Origin of the sequence: Alicycliphilus denitrificans (assembly GCF_044792555.1) — a bacterium.
In the GTDB taxonomy this organism is placed as follows: domain Bacteria; phylum Pseudomonadota; class Gammaproteobacteria; order Burkholderiales; family Burkholderiaceae_C; genus Alicycliphilus; species Alicycliphilus denitrificans_A.
The window spans coordinates 1382505-1398106 of the sequence record NZ_CP126238.1; the positions used below are offsets into that span (position 1 = coordinate 1382505).

The 15602-nt window shown below is 68.0% G+C and carries 19 protein-coding genes; 3 read left to right on the top strand and 16 right to left on the bottom strand.

What is annotated here, in order from left to right; all coding sequences use genetic code 11:
* Nucleotides 1-7: 7 nt before the first annotated feature.
* The 14 genes from trbC to P7644_RS06650 are packed head-to-tail and all read right to left on the bottom strand — an operon-like array spanning nucleotide 8 to nucleotide 11497.
* On the bottom strand, nucleotides 8-697 hold the full coding sequence (gene trbC / locus P7644_RS06585) for a type-F conjugative transfer system pilin assembly protein TrbC (protein WP_404302356.1): 690 nt from the start codon (nucleotides 695-697) through the stop codon (nucleotides 8-10).
* Between the two features lie 52 nt (nucleotides 698-749).
* Nucleotides 750-1775, bottom strand: coding sequence for a TraU family protein (locus P7644_RS06590; protein WP_404302358.1), 1026 nt, complete (start codon nucleotides 1773-1775; stop codon nucleotides 750-752).
* Entirely contained in the window at nucleotides 1772-2407 is a 636-nt protein-coding gene (traW, locus tag P7644_RS06595) for a type-F conjugative transfer system protein TraW (RefSeq protein ID WP_404302359.1), read from the bottom strand. The genes P7644_RS06590 and traW overlap by 4 nt, the downstream gene beginning before the upstream one ends.
* Nucleotides 2404-2787, bottom strand: coding sequence for a hypothetical protein (locus P7644_RS06600; protein ID WP_404302360.1), 384 nt, complete (start codon nucleotides 2785-2787; stop codon nucleotides 2404-2406). The genes traW and P7644_RS06600 overlap by 4 nt, the downstream gene beginning before the upstream one ends.
* 11 nt (nucleotides 2788-2798) lie before the next feature.
* Nucleotides 2799-3401 (bottom strand): conjugative transfer signal peptidase TraF, encoded by a 603-nt coding sequence (gene traF, locus P7644_RS06605; RefSeq protein ID WP_404302361.1) that lies wholly within the window; start codon nucleotides 3399-3401, stop codon nucleotides 2799-2801.
* Nucleotides 3398-3754, bottom strand: a complete 357-nt coding sequence (locus P7644_RS06610) for a hypothetical protein (RefSeq protein WP_404302362.1) — start codon at nucleotides 3752-3754, stop codon at nucleotides 3398-3400. The genes traF and P7644_RS06610 overlap by 4 nt, the downstream gene beginning before the upstream one ends.
* A complete protein-coding gene (gene traC / locus P7644_RS06615) occupies nucleotides 3751-6333 on the bottom strand; it encodes a type IV secretion system protein TraC (protein WP_404302363.1) in 2583 nt (860 codons plus the stop codon). Before traC ends, P7644_RS06610 begins: the two co-directional genes overlap by 4 nt.
* Nucleotides 6334-6340: 7 nt before the next feature.
* A complete protein-coding gene (locus tag P7644_RS06620; protein ID WP_404302364.1) occupies nucleotides 6341-7000 on the bottom strand; it encodes a TraV family lipoprotein in 660 nt (219 codons plus the stop codon).
* Complete coding sequence (locus tag P7644_RS06625; RefSeq protein ID WP_404302365.1) at nucleotides 6997-7827, bottom strand: DsbC family protein; 831 nt, start codon at nucleotides 7825-7827, stop codon at nucleotides 6997-6999. The genes P7644_RS06620 and P7644_RS06625 overlap by 4 nt, the downstream gene beginning before the upstream one ends.
* Entirely contained in the window at nucleotides 7811-9241 is a 1431-nt protein-coding gene (locus tag P7644_RS06630; RefSeq protein WP_404302366.1) for a TrbI/VirB10 family protein, read from the bottom strand. The genes P7644_RS06625 and P7644_RS06630 overlap by 17 nt, the downstream gene beginning before the upstream one ends.
* Nucleotides 9238-10236 carry a type-F conjugative transfer system secretin TraK gene (locus tag P7644_RS06635; protein WP_404302367.1) on the bottom strand — a complete coding sequence of 333 codons (999 nt, stop codon included), beginning with the start codon at nucleotides 10234-10236 and terminating at the stop codon, nucleotides 9238-9240. Before P7644_RS06635 ends, P7644_RS06630 begins: the two co-directional genes overlap by 4 nt.
* Nucleotides 10223-10789 carry a type IV conjugative transfer system protein TraE gene (traE, locus tag P7644_RS06640; protein ID WP_133156803.1) on the bottom strand — a complete coding sequence of 189 codons (567 nt, stop codon included), beginning with the start codon at nucleotides 10787-10789 and terminating at the stop codon, nucleotides 10223-10225. Before traE ends, P7644_RS06635 begins: the two co-directional genes overlap by 14 nt.
* Before the next feature lie 14 nt (nucleotides 10790-10803).
* Entirely contained in the window at nucleotides 10804-11103 is a 300-nt protein-coding gene (gene traL, locus P7644_RS06645; protein WP_133156802.1) for a type IV conjugative transfer system protein TraL, read from the bottom strand.
* 31 nt (nucleotides 11104-11134) lie between these two features.
* Nucleotides 11135-11497, bottom strand: a complete 363-nt coding sequence (locus tag P7644_RS06650; RefSeq protein ID WP_404302368.1) for a hypothetical protein — start codon at nucleotides 11495-11497, stop codon at nucleotides 11135-11137.
* Nucleotides 11498-11779: 282 nt separating this feature from the next.
* Between P7644_RS06650 and P7644_RS06655 the strand changes: the two genes are divergently transcribed.
* A complete protein-coding gene (locus P7644_RS06655; protein ID WP_404302369.1) occupies nucleotides 11780-12025 on the top strand; it encodes a hypothetical protein in 246 nt (81 codons plus the stop codon).
* On the opposite strand, the gene P7644_RS06660 is transcribed toward P7644_RS06655, so the two are convergent.
* Both P7644_RS06660 and P7644_RS06665 read right to left on the bottom strand, forming a co-directional pair.
* Nucleotides 12015-12542, bottom strand: a complete 528-nt coding sequence (locus P7644_RS06660) for a lytic transglycosylase domain-containing protein (RefSeq protein ID WP_404302370.1) — start codon at nucleotides 12540-12542, stop codon at nucleotides 12015-12017. The two genes, P7644_RS06655 and P7644_RS06660, sit on opposite strands and share 11 nt — an antisense overlap.
* A gap of 141 nt (nucleotides 12543-12683) precedes the next feature.
* Nucleotides 12684-13181, bottom strand: a complete 498-nt coding sequence (locus tag P7644_RS06665; RefSeq protein ID WP_404302371.1) for a hypothetical protein — start codon at nucleotides 13179-13181, stop codon at nucleotides 12684-12686.
* Between the two features lie 388 nt (nucleotides 13182-13569).
* Between P7644_RS06665 and P7644_RS06670 the strand changes: the two genes are divergently transcribed.
* Entirely contained in the window at nucleotides 13570-14646 is a 1077-nt protein-coding gene (locus P7644_RS06670; RefSeq protein ID WP_404302372.1) for a type IV toxin-antitoxin system AbiEi family antitoxin, read from the top strand.
* Nucleotides 14634-15506, top strand: coding sequence for a nucleotidyl transferase AbiEii/AbiGii toxin family protein (locus tag P7644_RS06675; RefSeq protein WP_404302373.1), 873 nt, complete (start codon nucleotides 14634-14636; stop codon nucleotides 15504-15506). The genes P7644_RS06670 and P7644_RS06675 overlap by 13 nt, the downstream gene beginning before the upstream one ends.
* The last annotated feature ends 96 nt before the right edge of the window (nucleotides 15507-15602 follow it).

The window sequence follows — 15602 nt, forward strand, 5'->3', positions numbered from 1 at the left end:
CGTTTTCCTAGTTCCGCAGCCGGGCAAGGAATGGGGCGGCGTCGGCGCGGAACGCCGGGGCGGCGCGCTGCATGTGCTCGAGCGCGTAGTCCAGGCTCACGTCCCCTGCCGTGCGCAGGAAGGCCTCCGGCGGCGCGCAACTGCCCGCGGCGCAGGACTCGGGCCGCGTGCCGTCGCGCACCAGCACGAAACTGGGCACGCGCGCGATCGCAAAGCGGTCGAAGGCCTGCGGATCGATCTGCACCGCGACCTGGCGCTGGCCGATCAGCGGCTGCACCTGGGCCACGGTCTGGCGCAGCGAGCCGTTGGCCAGGCCCCGCAGGATGACCGAGGCCCGGGCGCGCGCCGCCTGGTCGATCAGGCGTTGCAGCGTGGGTCGGGGTATCGCCAGGCTGACGAAGACGAACAGGCCGGGGCCCTTGGCCAGACTCTGGGCCGCTTCCATCGCGTCGGCCTGCAAGGCATAGCCGCGCGCCAGCGCTTCCAGATCCATCGGTGTGCGTGCCACGGGCTGCGGCAGGGCGTCGACGGAGGGGGCAGTAGTCGCGGGGGCATTCGCCGGGAGGTCGATCGGCGGCATGCCGTGCTTGCGGCGCGCCTGCTCGATGTCCTGCTCGGTGACCGTGGGCTGTGCGCGGCGCGCACGCTCGATGTCGGCCTCTGTGATGGTCGGGCCGGCGGCCCAGGTTATAGGCATGGCGGCTGTTGTCGCCAGCAGGGAGAGCGCGCGCCGCAGGAGGGTGGGGAGGTCAGTAGCCGACACAGCAGTTCCTTTTCCTGAACAACATGAAGGCGAAGTCCTCGCCGCGCACTGGGTACTCCTTCCCGGCGCCCCAGGTCACAGTCGTGCGGCCGAAGGGCTGGCAGCACTTGCCGGCTTCCTTGGTGGTGTTGGGGATGGGGTGGGTGAGCTGGGTCTTGTAGGCGGTCTTGTTCATCACGGGCTCGAAGTACGGCCCGCACAGTCCCGCCTGGCCATGCCAGCCCCAGGCGATCAACTCGCGGTGCATCTTGGCCGTCAGGCGCTGGGCCATCAGGGCCGCGGTGCGCACACCGCCCATGTGGTACGGGACATGGCCATTCATTGGATAAAGGCCGCCCTGGCAGCCCGCGCACCAGAACATCTCCCGGATCCCGAAGCCCACCGAGGCGGCCACGCAGTCTGCAGCGCAGGCGGCGACCGCCACCGGGTTGGCGAACAGCGCCGCGTCCGGATTGATGATCAGGGTGAGCTCGTCGTCGGCCCACAGCGGATCGACCTCGGTGAGATAGGCCAAGTCGAACGAGCCTTTCTCCAGGCACGGGAAATCGGTCACCACCTCCAGGTAGTAGAGGACCGGGTTCACGTAGAAGTGGGCCTGGTAGAAGCTGCCGCCGTCGCCATCGCCCTCGGGGCGCGTGAAGCGGGCCGCCTCGGGCGCCGGAATACCGGGGTCGAGGTCGATGCCGCCCAGGGATGTCAGGCAGAAGGGCTTGCGCACGGCCTCGACGTGGCGCGCGGGCTCCCAGAAACCGATCGACAGGCCGATGATGGGATTCACGCCGCAGGTGCACAGCGGGCTGCTCGGGTTGTCGATGTCCTCCTGGTCGCCGAAGTTGCCGATTCGCGCGCCGCCGATGCTCAGCGGCAGGATGCAGCTCCAGCAGATATCGGTGATCGGGTTCGGAAATTTGCCGGTGCAGGTGGCTACCCCGGCGGCCGAGACCGAGGTGGTCAGCGTCAGGAGCAGCGCGGCGAGCAGGCTGGTAGTCAGAGAATGGAGCAAGCGGATCATCGCGGCACCTCCATCTCGTCGATGCGCAGCCGCTTGTCCTCCTGCGAGACCAGGGCCGGCACCTGGGCGATACCGAGCCGGCGGGTCAGCAGTCCCTGTTGGTCGTAATAGACGGGGATGCGCCAGGACTTCATCAGGTCCAGGTAGGAGCCACCCGTCAGGATGGGCTTGACCTTGCCCTGGTACCGCCCCAGCAGCTCGCGCGCCTGGCGGACCTGGCGGCCGTCGCGGGCGTCGAAGAACAGCAGGTGCCGCGACAGCGAAACCACGTCCAAGGGATTGGCCTTGGTGCCGGCGGCGAACAGCAGCTCGCCATGCGCGCCGAGGATGTTGCGGTCCAGCGTGTAGCTCGGGTCGTAGTAGAAGCTGCGCGGCTTGGCCGTGGTCTGCACACCGGCGACGGGGGGCGGGCTGCGCACCGCCTCCGTGCCGCGCGCGCGCGCATCCTGCTCGATCCTGGCCAACTCGCCCGAGCGCTCCTTCTCGCGCAGGCGCTGCTCGATCATCCGCAGCAGATGGGGCTCGGTGATCTCGTAGGTGGGGCCGAGGGTGCCGAGGTCGGTGGCGTGCGTGGAGGCGTTGGTGCCGGCCAGCACGGCGAACGCGAGGGCGAGGGCGAGGCGGGCTTTCATCGTGTGCCTCCGCGCAGGCAGGGGAGTTGCGCGACCAGCCGGTCGCGCGCTGCGCTGTCCTTCTGGTGGGCGGCGCGGATCAGGCCCATCAGGGCGGGATTGCCTTCGCCCTCGGACACGGCCTGTCGCAGCTCGGCCGTGGTCAACGCACGGCCGCAGCGCAACCGCAGGGCGGCGAGGTAGGTGCGTGCACCGCTCTCCGCCGCTGGCGCGATCTGCTTGAGCAGGCCCAGGTAGTCCGCGAGGGGTATGTCGCCTGAGGCCTCCTGGCTGGGCACCGCAGACAGCGGGCCGAACGCTGGGCTGGTCTGGGCCAGCGCGGTGCCTGCGGCCAGCGCGTGGCCCAGCAGGAGCGCGGTGAGGATGGAGACGCTGCGCATGTTCCGGCCTCTCAGAAGATCGGCACCACGATGCCCACCACCTGCTCGGCGCGCACCAGGCCGCTTTCGGCGTAGCGCGAATCGAAGCTGTGGGGGCCGATACCCTGCACGTAGAAATGCCCGGGTGGAATCACCACGGGCGCGATGGGCGCCAGTGGGTGACCGTCGAAGGCATGGGTCTTGGCCAGGCCCACGGCCTCGCCGTTGACGAAGACCGCGCGGTCCAGGACCGTGACCACGTCGCCGGGCACGCCGCGCACCTGCTTGAAGAAGGGCTGGCCACGCAGGCCAGGGTAGTGCGCCTGGGCCTCGCCCGCGAACGCGAAGACGATCAGGTCGCCGCGGCGCACGGGCTGCTGCTGGAACTGCATCAGCGCCACGTGGTAGGGCAGGCTCGACGTCCAGTTGACCAGGACCGGCATGTGCGGCGTCGGGTCGATGAAGAGCCGCACGTAGGCGAAGCTCCAGATCGCGAAGACCGGCAGGTACAGGTACCAGCGCCGCCGCATGTGGTGCAGGAAATCGCCAAAGGCCTGGGCGTGCCGGTGCCACCAGCCTGGGGCCGGTAGCTGTGTCGGTGCCATGGCTTCGGTCGAGGTGGATTGCGTGGTCATGGCTGGTCCACCTTTCTGCGCAGCAGCGGCGTCAGATCCCGGCTGTTCGGTGCGCCGGCGATCGCGCTCTTGACCATCACCAGGCAGCCGCATTCGCGCGGCAGTTCGTCCAGCGCCGCGGGCAGGCGCTGAGAGAAGCTGCGCGCCAGCGCGAGCGCGCGTTCGCGCTCGGACTCGCTGCCGGTCTGGGTCAGCAACTGCGTGAACTCGGCCTCCTTGGCGCGGTAGACCTCGGACAGGTCCACCACGCCCACGACCAGGGCGGGCCGCAGCACCCAGCGGTCATAGGCGGCGATTCCGAGGGCAACCAGCAGCGCCGCAACCACGGCGTGGAGCAGCAGGGGCCGGGTCATAACGCATGCCCCCGCTGCCGCAGCAGTTCGGCAATCGCCTCGTCAATCGACAGCCCTTGTGCCCGTAACGCGTCGATGGGTGCGTTGTCCTCCAGCTTGTTCGAGAACAGCAGGTGCGTCGCGGGATCCAGGATGTTGCGCGCCACGCCTTCGCCCACGGGCGAGGAGATATACAGCTCCGAGAACGCGCCGGCTTCCGTGCGCAGCGAGTTCAGCAGCCGTTTCTTGGGCTCGTCCATCGCAAGCCGCCCCTTGCGGTCCAGCATCTCGATGGATTCGGGCTTTTGCCGCAGCAGGAACACCCAGTCCGAGCAATTGAATGCCGCCTCCATCTGCGCTGAGCCGTAGTAATCGTCCGCGCTCTGCGTGGCCGTACCCAGCGCGCCACCGTACTTGCGGGCACGCCGCGCGGCTTCCTCCACCACAGCGGCCTTCACCGGATCATCGGCGCCGATGTCGCCAAGCTGCTGCTTGAGCTCGTCGATGAACAGCACCTTGCGCCGGTTGCGCGTCAGGTACATCTCGCCGGTGATCTGGTGCAGCAGCAGGATGTTGACGACGGCGTGCAGGTCGGGCCGGCGCTTGAGTTCCTCGTTCTCGATGACAATGAAGTCGTTCGAGAAATCGACGTTGGCCCGCCCCTCGAAGAAGCGCTCGTACTGCCCGCCCCTGGCATAGGGGTTGAGCATGATGGCCAGATCCTTGATGCGCTGATCGCCCGCGACGCCCAGCTCCTCGATAGTTCCGGTCTTGAAGGCATCGCGCAGGCCGGTGATCGTGAGGTCGTTGCCGTGCTCGCGCCAGAGCTTGAGCACCATCGCCGAGATCGCCTTGTACTGGACCTCGTCCAGCGCGTGCTGCATCGAGCACATCTTGCTGATGCCCGGCACCAGCATGTCGATGTCCTCGTTGATGTCGTGCACGATCGTGAACGGGTTCAGGCAGATGTCCACGTCGGGCCGGAACTCGATGTAGGTGCCCTGGGCCTTGCGGCACAGCTTCTCGAAACTGCGGCCCAGATCCAGCATCCACACCTTGGCGCCGATCGCGCGGTACGACCAGGCCAACTCGTTCATCAGAACGGACTTGCCCGAGCCGGGTGCGCCGATGATCGCGAAGTTGTAGTTGCCCAGGTCGTTGTCGAACAGGTCCAGCGTCATGACCTGGCCGCGCCGCCCGCCGAACACCAGCGCCGGCGTGCGCGTGCCGCGCCATTCGGCGATCAGTGGCGCCATGTGGATGGCGTTGGCCATGGTCTTGCGCGTGACGCGGCGCATCTTGCCCAGATCCTTGTGGAATCGGGGTGTCAGCGTCATCGGCAGGCTGGCCAGCAGCGCCTGGCGGTGCATGTAGGCGTCGGCATTGAGCTGGAAACCTCGGGCGCGCCAGATGGCGTTCGCGGCCTCGTGCGCCGAGGCCGCCTTGTCCGGGGGCGTGAAGATCGCGAGCTGGTGGTACAGGCTCACCAGGCTGCCGCCGGTGTCGATCGCATTGGCCGCGGCCGACCAGTCGTCGAGCTTTTTGCGCACGTCCGGCATCACGTCGGCCATCTTGGACTTGGCGTTCTGTGTGGCGCGCACGTGATTCGCCGTGATGATGGACTTGGTGGCGTTGGGATCCAGCACGTGTACGCCCAGCGTGATCAGGAAGGGCGCGTTGTACTGCAACGCCGGCTGCATCAGGTCGCCGATCAGCGAGCCCATCTGCCACAGGGCAAAGCGCTCCGGGAACGACTTGATCGAATAGAAGCGCGCCTCCAGCACCTCGGCGCTGGTTTCCTTCCAGAGCGTGATCCCCGAGGGGTGCGGATCCTGGATGGTGTCGAAGTCCACGATCTGGTCGCGGATCTCCCGACCGTCGTCGTAGCGCAGCCTGCGGTCATCGTCGTAGTTCAGGTCCTCGGCATCCGAATGCGCGATGCGGTCGGGGTTGGTGAACAGCGCACACCAGTTGATGAGGTCGACCGCGTCGCAGACCCGGTTGGGCAGCATGGCCGAGCGCAGCGTGGCCGCCATCGAGTCGCGCAGCGCCAGCAGCGCTTCGCGCCGGTTCAGGTCGGCCGCGCTGCCCGGAAACGCCACGCTCAGCATCAGCCGGAAGTCGCGCAAGGTGTAGTGGAAGCCCGCCGTCAGCGAGGCCTGGGTGCCGCGCAGCAGGTGCTGCACCCGCTGGTGCGCCAGCTTGCGGAATAGGTTCTCGTTGGGCACGGGCCGCCCGAACGGGCGGGCCTTCTCGGCCTGGTCCTCGTCCTCAACCCGCAGGTTGGTGTACTGGCGCAGCTGGTGGCGCACGTGCGGCGAGGCGAACAGGTGGAACTGCAGGCCGGTGTCCGGCGGGCAGTTGGCATAGAGCGAGACCAGCACCTCGGCCATGCGCTCATCGGCGCCCGACTGCGGCATCACCTCGAGCATGAAGCCCATGCCGTCACGGTTCACGAAGATTTTCTCGTTGGCCAGGTAGGCGGAGTAGGGCAGCCAGCCGGCGAACTGCTCGGCGGGCGTGTCCGCGGCCATGCCGAACGGAAACAGTGGCGCGGCGCGGGTGCCGCCAGATTGAGCGTCGGTGGAGGAAAACAGCATGGCGGCCTCACTGCGGACGAGGGCCCAGGCCCGCCGGTGGCTGGGCGAGCGAGGGGAAGGCGTGGAAGGGGGCGGGGCGCTGCACCGCACCGCCGGTCGGGCCTGCGGCTTCGGGTTCGGCCGGGGGCGGTGTGCCTGCGGGGAGCGCTGTCGGTGCAGGCGCCGGAGGCGGGCGCAGCGGGGCGTACTGGTCGCGGATGCGCTGGCGCACATGGTCGATCTGCCAGCGTCCGGCATCGACCTGCACATAGACATAGCCCTGGTCCCAGAGATCGCCGTCAGCGTCTTCCCAGGGCTTGGTCCACAGGCGCAGCACCCGAGCCTGGGAACGCAGTGCCAGGGCAGGGGCGCCTTCCGCGCCGCCATCGGCAATGCTGCGCGGCGCGCCGGCAATCGGCTGGCGCGCTGGCGGCGATGAGCCGGGCTCCGGCGCAACTTCCCGAGACTCGCCGCGGGCAGCCGATGCCTGCTGGCTGGGCAGGTTGTGGTGCAGCGCGTTGGTGTAGGTGCCGGACACCGAGTCGCAGGCCACGCCCTCGGGCGCGGCGCAGGCGTATTTGGAGTTGCCGGAGAGCCCCGACATGTTCATGCAGCCGGCCAGCGGCAGCAGCAGGGCAGCGGCGGCCGCGCGTGCAGTGTAGGCAGTGTAGGCAGTGTGCGCGCTCATGGCCGCTTCTCCGTCTTGACCGGCTGGGCCGCTGCGACCTTGGCGACCTCTGCAAATCGGGCCTCGAGCACCGAGCGCCCGACATAGCCGTCGGTGCGGCTGCCGTCCGCCCAGATCATGGTCGGCGTTCCCTGCACGCGGAGCCGGCGCGCCAGCTCGAGGTTGCGCGCTATCGGGTGCTCGCACTGTGCGCCTGGCTGCATCAGGCTGGGATCCGCCTGCAGCATCCATTGGCGCCAGGCGCGCTCACGGTCGGCGGCGCACCAGATGGCGACCGGCCGGGCCTCGCCTTGGAACGGCACCAGGAAGGTGTAGATCGTGACGTTGTCCAGGCCGGCGAGCTCGGGTTCGAGCTGCTTGCAGTAGACGCAGTTCGGGTCGCTGAACACGGCGAGCTTGCGCTGGCCGTTGCCGCGCACCGTCTTGATCGCATCGGCCAGCGGCAGCTGGTCGAGCGGCACGGGTGCCGCGGACACGGATTCCGTCTGTGCCCGCCCATCCTGGCCGGTACGCTGCGCGATTTTTGGGCCCGTGATGTCGCGCATGGCCTGGGTGTCGAACAGCCGCCCGAAGATGAAGTAGCGCGGATTCGTCGAAGCGACATAGGCCACGTTGCCGTTCATCCAGACCTCGTACAGGCCCGAGACCTCGGTGCGGGACACCTCGGTGAACTCGGTGCCCGGATGGGCCTTGCGCAGCGCGGTCAGGAGTCGGGTCTCGTCGGGAGACGCGGCCTGGGCTGTGGCCGCCGCAGCCGCCAGCACTGCGCATAGCGCCGCCGAAGCGACGCGACGCCGCCGACGCGCTGATTCAGTAATTGCCATCATCGGTGGCCTCCAGGTAGCGGGTTTCGGGGGAAGCGGTGCGGCGCTGGCCGCGCTCGATAGGGGAGTGAGAGGAGGCGGTCATCGGCACGTCGATGCGTACGCCCTTGGTGATCACGACGTCGATCTGGCGGCCGGCGTCCACCTCGATGACGGGGAAGGTGTTCTCGGCCAGCTTGATGTAGTACTGGGCGAGCCGGTCCAGCGCCTTGCCGACGCCATGGCCCAGGCCTGCCCGGTAGGCGTCGGCATTGCTGTCGGCGCTGGCGATGGTTCCGAGGGCCGAGGTGCTGTAGGTGGTGTTGGCCGTGGACAGGCCCTGGCCGATGCCGCTGACCACGCCGGCCAGCAGCGCGTTGGCGAGCATCTGGCCCTGCTTGGTGACGAGCCGCCCGCGCATGCCCACCTTGCCGTCCTCGCCGTAGACCGAACCCTGAATGCGCACCTCCAGCGTGTCGCCGTCGGAGCGCACGCACGACAGGTTCTCGGTGCGCAGGTAGGCGCGCTCGGAGCTGATGTCGCCATAGCCGGCCGCGATCACGAAGCACTCGCGGTACTCGCCGCGGAACTGGTTGGGCAGCACGCTGTTGTCCGAGAGGCGGATCAGCACCGGGTGCGGATTGGCCTGGGACTGCCCGCCCGTGGGGGCATCGAGGCCGCCGAGCAGGATGCCGCGCGTGAAACTCACCGGCAGGAAGGTGGACACCGTCTTGGGGGCAGTCGATGTCTGGCTGGCTCCCTCGGCCCGGTGGGCGCCGTCGCCGCCGGCCGTGGCGGACGGGCGGGCGCGCTCGGCCAGCGTCACGCGGGAGATTACGGGCGTCGGTGGCGCGGCCGCGGCCATGCCCTGGAACGTGGGCATGCCGGAGGGCATGGCGCCTGTGCCCGGGGGCGACGCAGGCGGCAGGCCGGCCGCGGGCGGCATGGCGGTGGGGGCTGCCGGTGCGGGCGCCGGTGGCGGCGGCGTGGGCGCGGGAGGTGGCGATGCCGTGGCCTGCTGGGTGCTGGTCAGCCGCTTCTCCAGCTCCGCGAACCGCTGCAGGGTCTTGTTCTCGAAGGCCTCGCGGTCCTTGTTGACCCGGCTCTGCGCCTCGCGTTCGGTCTCGTACTGGGCCAGCTTGCGGCCTGCCGTACCGACCCACTGGTCCACTGGGTTGACCTGGCCGCCTGGCGGCATCACGCCGATGTTGGTGACGTCGCCGGGCTGGGTCTGGGCCGCGCGGCCGCTGTGCGGCTTGGCATCGCTGCCCGCGAAGCTGAAGATCATCCACAGCAGGCCGATGCCGCCGCCCAGGATGGCGGCCAGCAGCGCGTACTGGCGCTGGCGCGGCGACAGGCGCTCCAGCCAGCCGCGCACGGCATGGCCGGGTGGGCGCCCGGATCCGGACGACCCCGAGGGCATGGAGGGGGTGCTCATCGCGTGCCTCCCCGCCGGATCACATAGACGCTGGTGGTCTCGCCCGGCCGCAGGTTGTGGTGTTCGATCGCGATGCCGCTGATCTCCCCGCCGGCGCGGCTGTCCGGCCGGTCGAACTCCTGCTCGGCCAGCACCATGGGGGCCAGGCTCACGTTCTGCAGCGCGTACTTCTCGCCCACGTAGCCGCGGCCATCGTAGCGCCGCAGCAGTGTGAAGCGCGCCTCAGCCCAGATCTGGATGGGCTTGGAGGCCTCCTCCACGCGCACGTCGGCGGGCACGCGGTCCGAGGACATGGCCACCAGCAGGCCCTTCATGGCCCGGACATGGCTGGGCGCCGGGCCGGAGGGTGCGGCCTCGGGGATGCCCGGGCGTAGCGCCTGGGGTGTCTTGTCCCGGATCACGATGGTGTCGGCCGGGGTGTCCGCGCGGCGCAGCAGCAGCGTGTAGGTGGCCGTGGCCGACGACACGAACAGGTTGATGGGCCGCATCGCGTTGCCGACGGGCCGGATGTAGACCTCGCCCTTGTCGCGGTCGCATTCGACGATGACGTCGCCGGCCGGGTTGGTTGGGGATGAGGTGAGCGATGCCGGACTGGCGAGTCCGGGTGTGCCAGAGGGTGTGGTGGGGGCCGACGGGATGGCCGGCGCGCTACCGCCGCAATGGCTGGAATGGATGTTGCCGAAAACGTCGGTGATCGCCGCCCCCTCGATGCGGATGCGCGTGGGTTCCTTGAGGGAGACGATGGCTTCGACTGCCACGCCGTCGCTGGCCTCGACTACCTGCAGGGCGTGCGCCTGCAGACCCAGGGACAGGGCGGTGACGGCGAGCACCTTGCGCGCCGTGGGTGGCAGTCGGCCCCAGCGCTGGTGCGACTGGCTGTCACGGGATGCTGGCGGCAGCGTGGCCGCGAGGCTCCCGGCCGGCTGCCGCAGGGGCGCGCGCCGCGGGAAATACGCAGGCCAGGGCCGTGTGAGCGTGCTGTCACTTGACCGCATAGGGCACCTCCTTGAATCCAATGACATGCATGCGAGCGCCGGCAAAGCCGAACTCGATGCGGTAGGCCTTGAGGTCGTTGGCCGTCTCGTAGCCGTTGACCAGGGTGCGTAGCCTGCCGCGCACGACGAGCGACTGGGTGTCCTCGCTGGCGACGAGCTGCTGGGGCGCGAAGGCGGTGGCCGCGTTGATGCGCTTGAGTCGCTCGGCCTCGACCTCCTGGCGCGTCTTGAGCGGGCCGTACTGGGCGGGGTCGACGTAGCCCAGCAGGATGTCCTTCTTCCAGTCGATGGTGGAAGGCGTCACGTCCAGGATCAGCCAGGCGACGAAGCTGCCCATCTGCTCGAGGTACTCGCTGGAGGCGCGGTCGCTGGTGACCCAGAAGCTCTTGCTGAGCGAGGGCGGCACGACGACGGTGCGCACCGTGCCCAGCAGGTTGATGATGATGGCGAGCGCGAGCAGCAGGCCGGCGGCCAGGGCGCCGACGGCCAGCCCCAGGCCCCGGTTGCGCCGGCGCATGTCCTTGAGGTCGCCGCTGAGCCGGTCGAAGTCCATGGCGGTGCTCCGGTTCAGCCGACCATGCGGCGGATGTGCGAGGGCGGCGTGACGCGCATGGCCGTGGCGGGGTTCACCGGTAGGTGCCAGTAGAGCCAGTGCAGTGCGAAAGAGGGATGCTTGTCCGCCTTCAGCCGCGAGATCCAGCGCGAGACGGCGATGCCGGCGGCCATGCAGACCGCGAACGCGGCCTTGCTCGCCGACAGATAGCCGATGAAGAAGGCGAGAACGATGGGCGCGGCAACGTCGACGTCCCAGAAGCCGATCTTCCACTGGTCGTCCAGGCGCCGCGGGATATAGGTGTCCGCTTGCATGTGGGCCTCCGGGAGGGCGATGCGCGGGGGCTCAGACGACCGCGCCCATGATCGCGCCTGCGATCACGAGGCCCACGGCGGCGAAGATGGCCAGGCCCACGTAGAACAGCACGGGCCCGAAATTGCGCAGCGCGGACAGCGAGATCAACGCCACGACGAAGCCGACGAAGCCCACGAGTGCCTTGATGCCCGGACCGAGGTCGGCGATCTGCGTCAGCGCCGAGGTGAGCGGGCCGGTGATGCCCGTGAAGGCCACGAGGTCCAGCGCATGGCTCGGGAATGCCAGCGCCAGGCCGGCCAGGGCGAGGGCGACCAGGCAGAGAAAGCCGAGGATCCTGCGCGCGGGGGCGCGCCGCGAGGCTGTAGTGGGAGTGGGCAGGATGGCAGTGCTCATGACGAATCTCCGGAAAATGAAAGGAGCGGGTGTCGGTCGGGTGGGGCGGTTTGGTCTGCACAGTGGCGGGGTGGGGCCAAGGCCCGGACAGGTGGGTGTTCTCGTCCTAGGTCGCGGATAGAACTGGCGCGCTATGGCGGTGCCGATTGCGGTTGTGCGCCTGGCGGTTCCTCTGCAGAGGGGGCGGCCGGATCGGTCTGCACCCCCACCTGTTCGCCGGGTCCGATCGAATCAAGAAGCGGTATCGGAGCAGCGACGGCGGGATCGGGTATCGCCGGAGCGATGGCCCTTGGCGCCGTGTTCAAGGTTTTGGGTGTGGGCCGGGGGCAGGCATCGCCACGGCACAGTGCGAACACGGATTCGGCGCCATGCCCGCGCTGCGCCAGGCGTGCCCAGGCCTTGGCGGCCACCGGCGCGGGCGGCTCGATGGCGGCGGGCGGCGCAGTGGTGCAGGCCGAGATGGCCAGGCATGCCCCCAGCGCGCACCGGCGGCACCGTGCCTCGGGCGTCGCGCGCTTCATGGCGTGACTCTCACGTGCAAGCCCTGGCTTCGCGCCGCAACGACGAAGGCCTTCTGCCGGGGACCCGCATCCGCTGTGCGCACCGACGGCAGATGCCGGTACACCTTCCATGCATAGGTGGCTCTCGCCTGCGTGCAGGCATCCCCCTTGAGCTGGGTGCAGGCGGCGTTGTAGGCGCCTATGGCGTTCCAACTGACGCCATGGCGTGCGAAGCTGTCGGCCATCAGCCATGCCCCCACCTGCAGATTCACGCAGGGGTCGTACAGATCGGACTCTCGTATGCCGAATCCGGCCAGCCGGGGCAGGTGCCGGCTGTTGATCTGCATGAGGCCGATGTCGTAGCTACCCGTGCGCTTCTCATGCGCGCGGTTCACTGCACGCGGGTTCAGACTCGACTCGGTGCGTGCGACGGCGTAGAGCAGCTCCGGCGCAATGCCATAGCGCTGCGCTGCCGTATCCCAGCACATGGCCAGGGCCGATGTGGCCGGCAACATCGCCACCATGAAAACGACAACCCAGCGCATCGAACACCCCCCAGTGGTTCGGGACAAGCCCGCTGCGGCGCGGGCACGGGGTGGGGACCGGCGTGCCGGTCAGGGTCTTGGCGGGTGAGCCGGGCGGGAGCCCGGAAGGTCAATGCGGGTGAGCGGCGCCATGCTGCAAGGTCAGCGCCGGTGTCGCGGCGCGAGTTGGGTCAGGTGGCGCTCCACCATGTTGCGGCGTGCCTGGACGAGCACGGCCGCGCCCGAAGCATCCTCCTGCTGGCACAGCGCCACGCAGGCCGTGGTGAGCTGGTCGAGCTGGAACTTGGGGTTGGGATGCCGATTGGCGGGCGAGCACTGTAGGTCGTGCAGCAGCTCGAACTGGGGGCGCCACAGCGACTCGCGTCGGCGCGGTGTGGTCGGCGAGCGCATGACCAGCGCGGTTCCGAGGAAGCCGAAGATGCGTTCCGCGGCATCGTCCCTGCTGAAGACGAGGGTCACGCAGGCGCTGAGCAGATCCGGGATGCGAAACGTGGGGGCGACATTGCTCTCGCTGCGCAGCAGGGCATAGAGCCAGTTGTGCTCCTCCAGCCAGAGCCGCGTCTCGACCACGTCGCTGGAGTCGGCGGCGCCCTCGGAGGCATGCCCTGCGGGGCTGGAGTTCGGCATGGCAATCAGCATGGCATGGGTCCTCGTGTCCTGGAGTTCAATGAACACGCGCATCGGCGCATGGACAGAGAATAGGAGCGGGCTGCATACATGTCGCCCGGGAATGAAGCTCAACTCAGGGGTGTTTCGCAACCAGCGCTGATACCCGCCTTCATGGAGAACGGGGGCAGGACCGCTTTGGACTGTGGCGATATCCCGTTCCCATTGGCATTGGCGAAGTTGCTCTCGACTTTCGGAGTTTCTATGCATTCCGGTTTTGAGGGGCGACCATCACTGATGGATTCTGATAGAGGGCGCCACAGGTTGGTTTCACCAGTTTAATTGCTTTCAGTGTCTGCTGAAAATATCATTTTCAGTGAAATTCCCTTGACTTTTTCAGCAAAACAGGTAATTTCAACAAATGATGAAACAGGCAATTTTAGTGAAAATAGAGCAGCAAGCCGCCGATGCGCTCCGCCGCATCCTGGAGGAGGTTCCGGCTGTCGAGCACCTGGAGGTCAGGAACGTTGGACAAGAGGGCGACCGCGCCGTCGACCTGATCGCGCATGTCGATTTCTTCGGCCGCCGTCATACCCTGGTCGCCGAGGTCAAATCCAGCGGCCAGCCCCGGCATGTGCGTGCGGCGCTGCTGCAACTCAAGGAATATGCCCAGCGCCAGCCCGAGCCGGTCACCCCTGTGTTCATCGCGCCCTATCTGTCGGCCGAGGCCCAGGCCTTGTGCCGAGAGTACGACGTTGCCTTCATCGACCTGGAAGGCAATGCACGCCTGGCATTCAGCACCTTTTTCGTATCACGCCAGGTAGCGAGCAAGCCTGTCCCGGAGCGGCGCGAGCTGCGTTCGCTGTTCAAGCCAAAATCCGCCCGGGTGCTGCGCCGAATGCTGCGCGAGCCCGGCCGCGCCTGGCGGGTCGCTGAACTGGCCGAAGCCGCTGCCGTCAGCCTGGGCCACGTGAGCAACGTGCGTACCAGCCTGCTGGATCGGGAATGGGCCCAGTTGTCGGGCGACGGAGTTTTCCTGTCGGATCCCGATGCGCTACTGGATACCTGGCGCGACGCCTACGAGCCGCCGATCGGCAAGCGCCTGGGCTTCTATACGACCTTGCACGGAGCTTCGTTCGAGGTCGCCATGCGCAAACTACCGGCCCCGACGGGGAACGGGCATACTGCACTGGCCTCATTCTCTGCAGCGCAATGGCTCGCCCCCTATGGCCGTACCGGCACCCATTACTTCTATGCCGACGAGGCGGGCCTGGAACACTTGCGCTCCACCTTGGGCCTCTCACCCGCCAGCAAGGGCGAGAACGTGGTGGTGACCGTGCTCGAAGAGCCGGGTCTGTTCCTCGATACCGTGGAGCCGGCGCCGGGTGTGGCCTGCACCAGCCCTGTTCAAACCTACCTGGACCTCTCCAAGGCGGGTGAGCGCGGACGGGAGGCCGCCGACCATCTTCGGCAAGAAAGACTGCAATGGCCAACATGACCCCGGGCGAACCCCAGTACGCCAGCGACTACGACGACCGCACCACGGCGGCCGTCAAGGCCGTCCTCGTCGAGATCGGGCAGATTCTCGGCAGCTTCAAAGGCAAGTTCGCCGTGGTGGGCGGCGCCGTGCCCTGGCTGCTGCTGGGTGATAACGAAGACATGCCCCACGTGGGGACGCTGGACCTGGATCTGGGCCTGGATGCGGCCGCGCTGGGAGACGGCGAGTACGCCAATCTGGTGGAAGCCCTGCTGGGACATGGCTACGCGCAGCGCAAGGAACTCCGGCGATTCCAACTGGTACGCCAGATCGCGACGGCGGACGGGGGCACCCCGATCGACGTGATCATCGACTTCCTGATGCCCAAGGATGCGGAAATCGTCAAGAACGTGCCTCCGCTGATCAGCGAGTTCGCCGTGCAGCGCGCGGATGGCGCCGACCTGGCTGTGCGCTTCTACCAGATGGTGGCGATCGCCGGGGCCATGCCCAATGGCGGAACGAACCGCGTGGAAGTCGCGGTCTGCTCGATTCCGGCGTTGCTGGCCATGAAGGGGCATGCGATTGCGGGGCGCTACAAGCAAAAGGACGCCTACGACATCTACTACTGCATCCGCAACTATCCGGGTGGGCCGCAAGCGCTGGCCGAGGCCTGCCGGCCTTTGCTGGAGATCGCCAGCGGGGCCGCAGGCTACGAATACATCGCTGACAAATTCGATACACCGGAGGGCTTTGGCCCTACCTGCGTGCGCCACTTTGTGGCGGACACACAGGTGCTGGGGGAGCGCACGCCGGATCAGTGGCAGATGGATGCCTTCGGACAGGTGGATGCGTGGCTGCGGGCCCTGGGACTCAGGGCCTGACCCAACGCAAACGAACCATGCGAGAGAGTGTTGAACGACCTTCTGCAGTTCAAGGATGGACGCAGTCGTTCCAGCAGACAAGCCATGTCCAAGTTG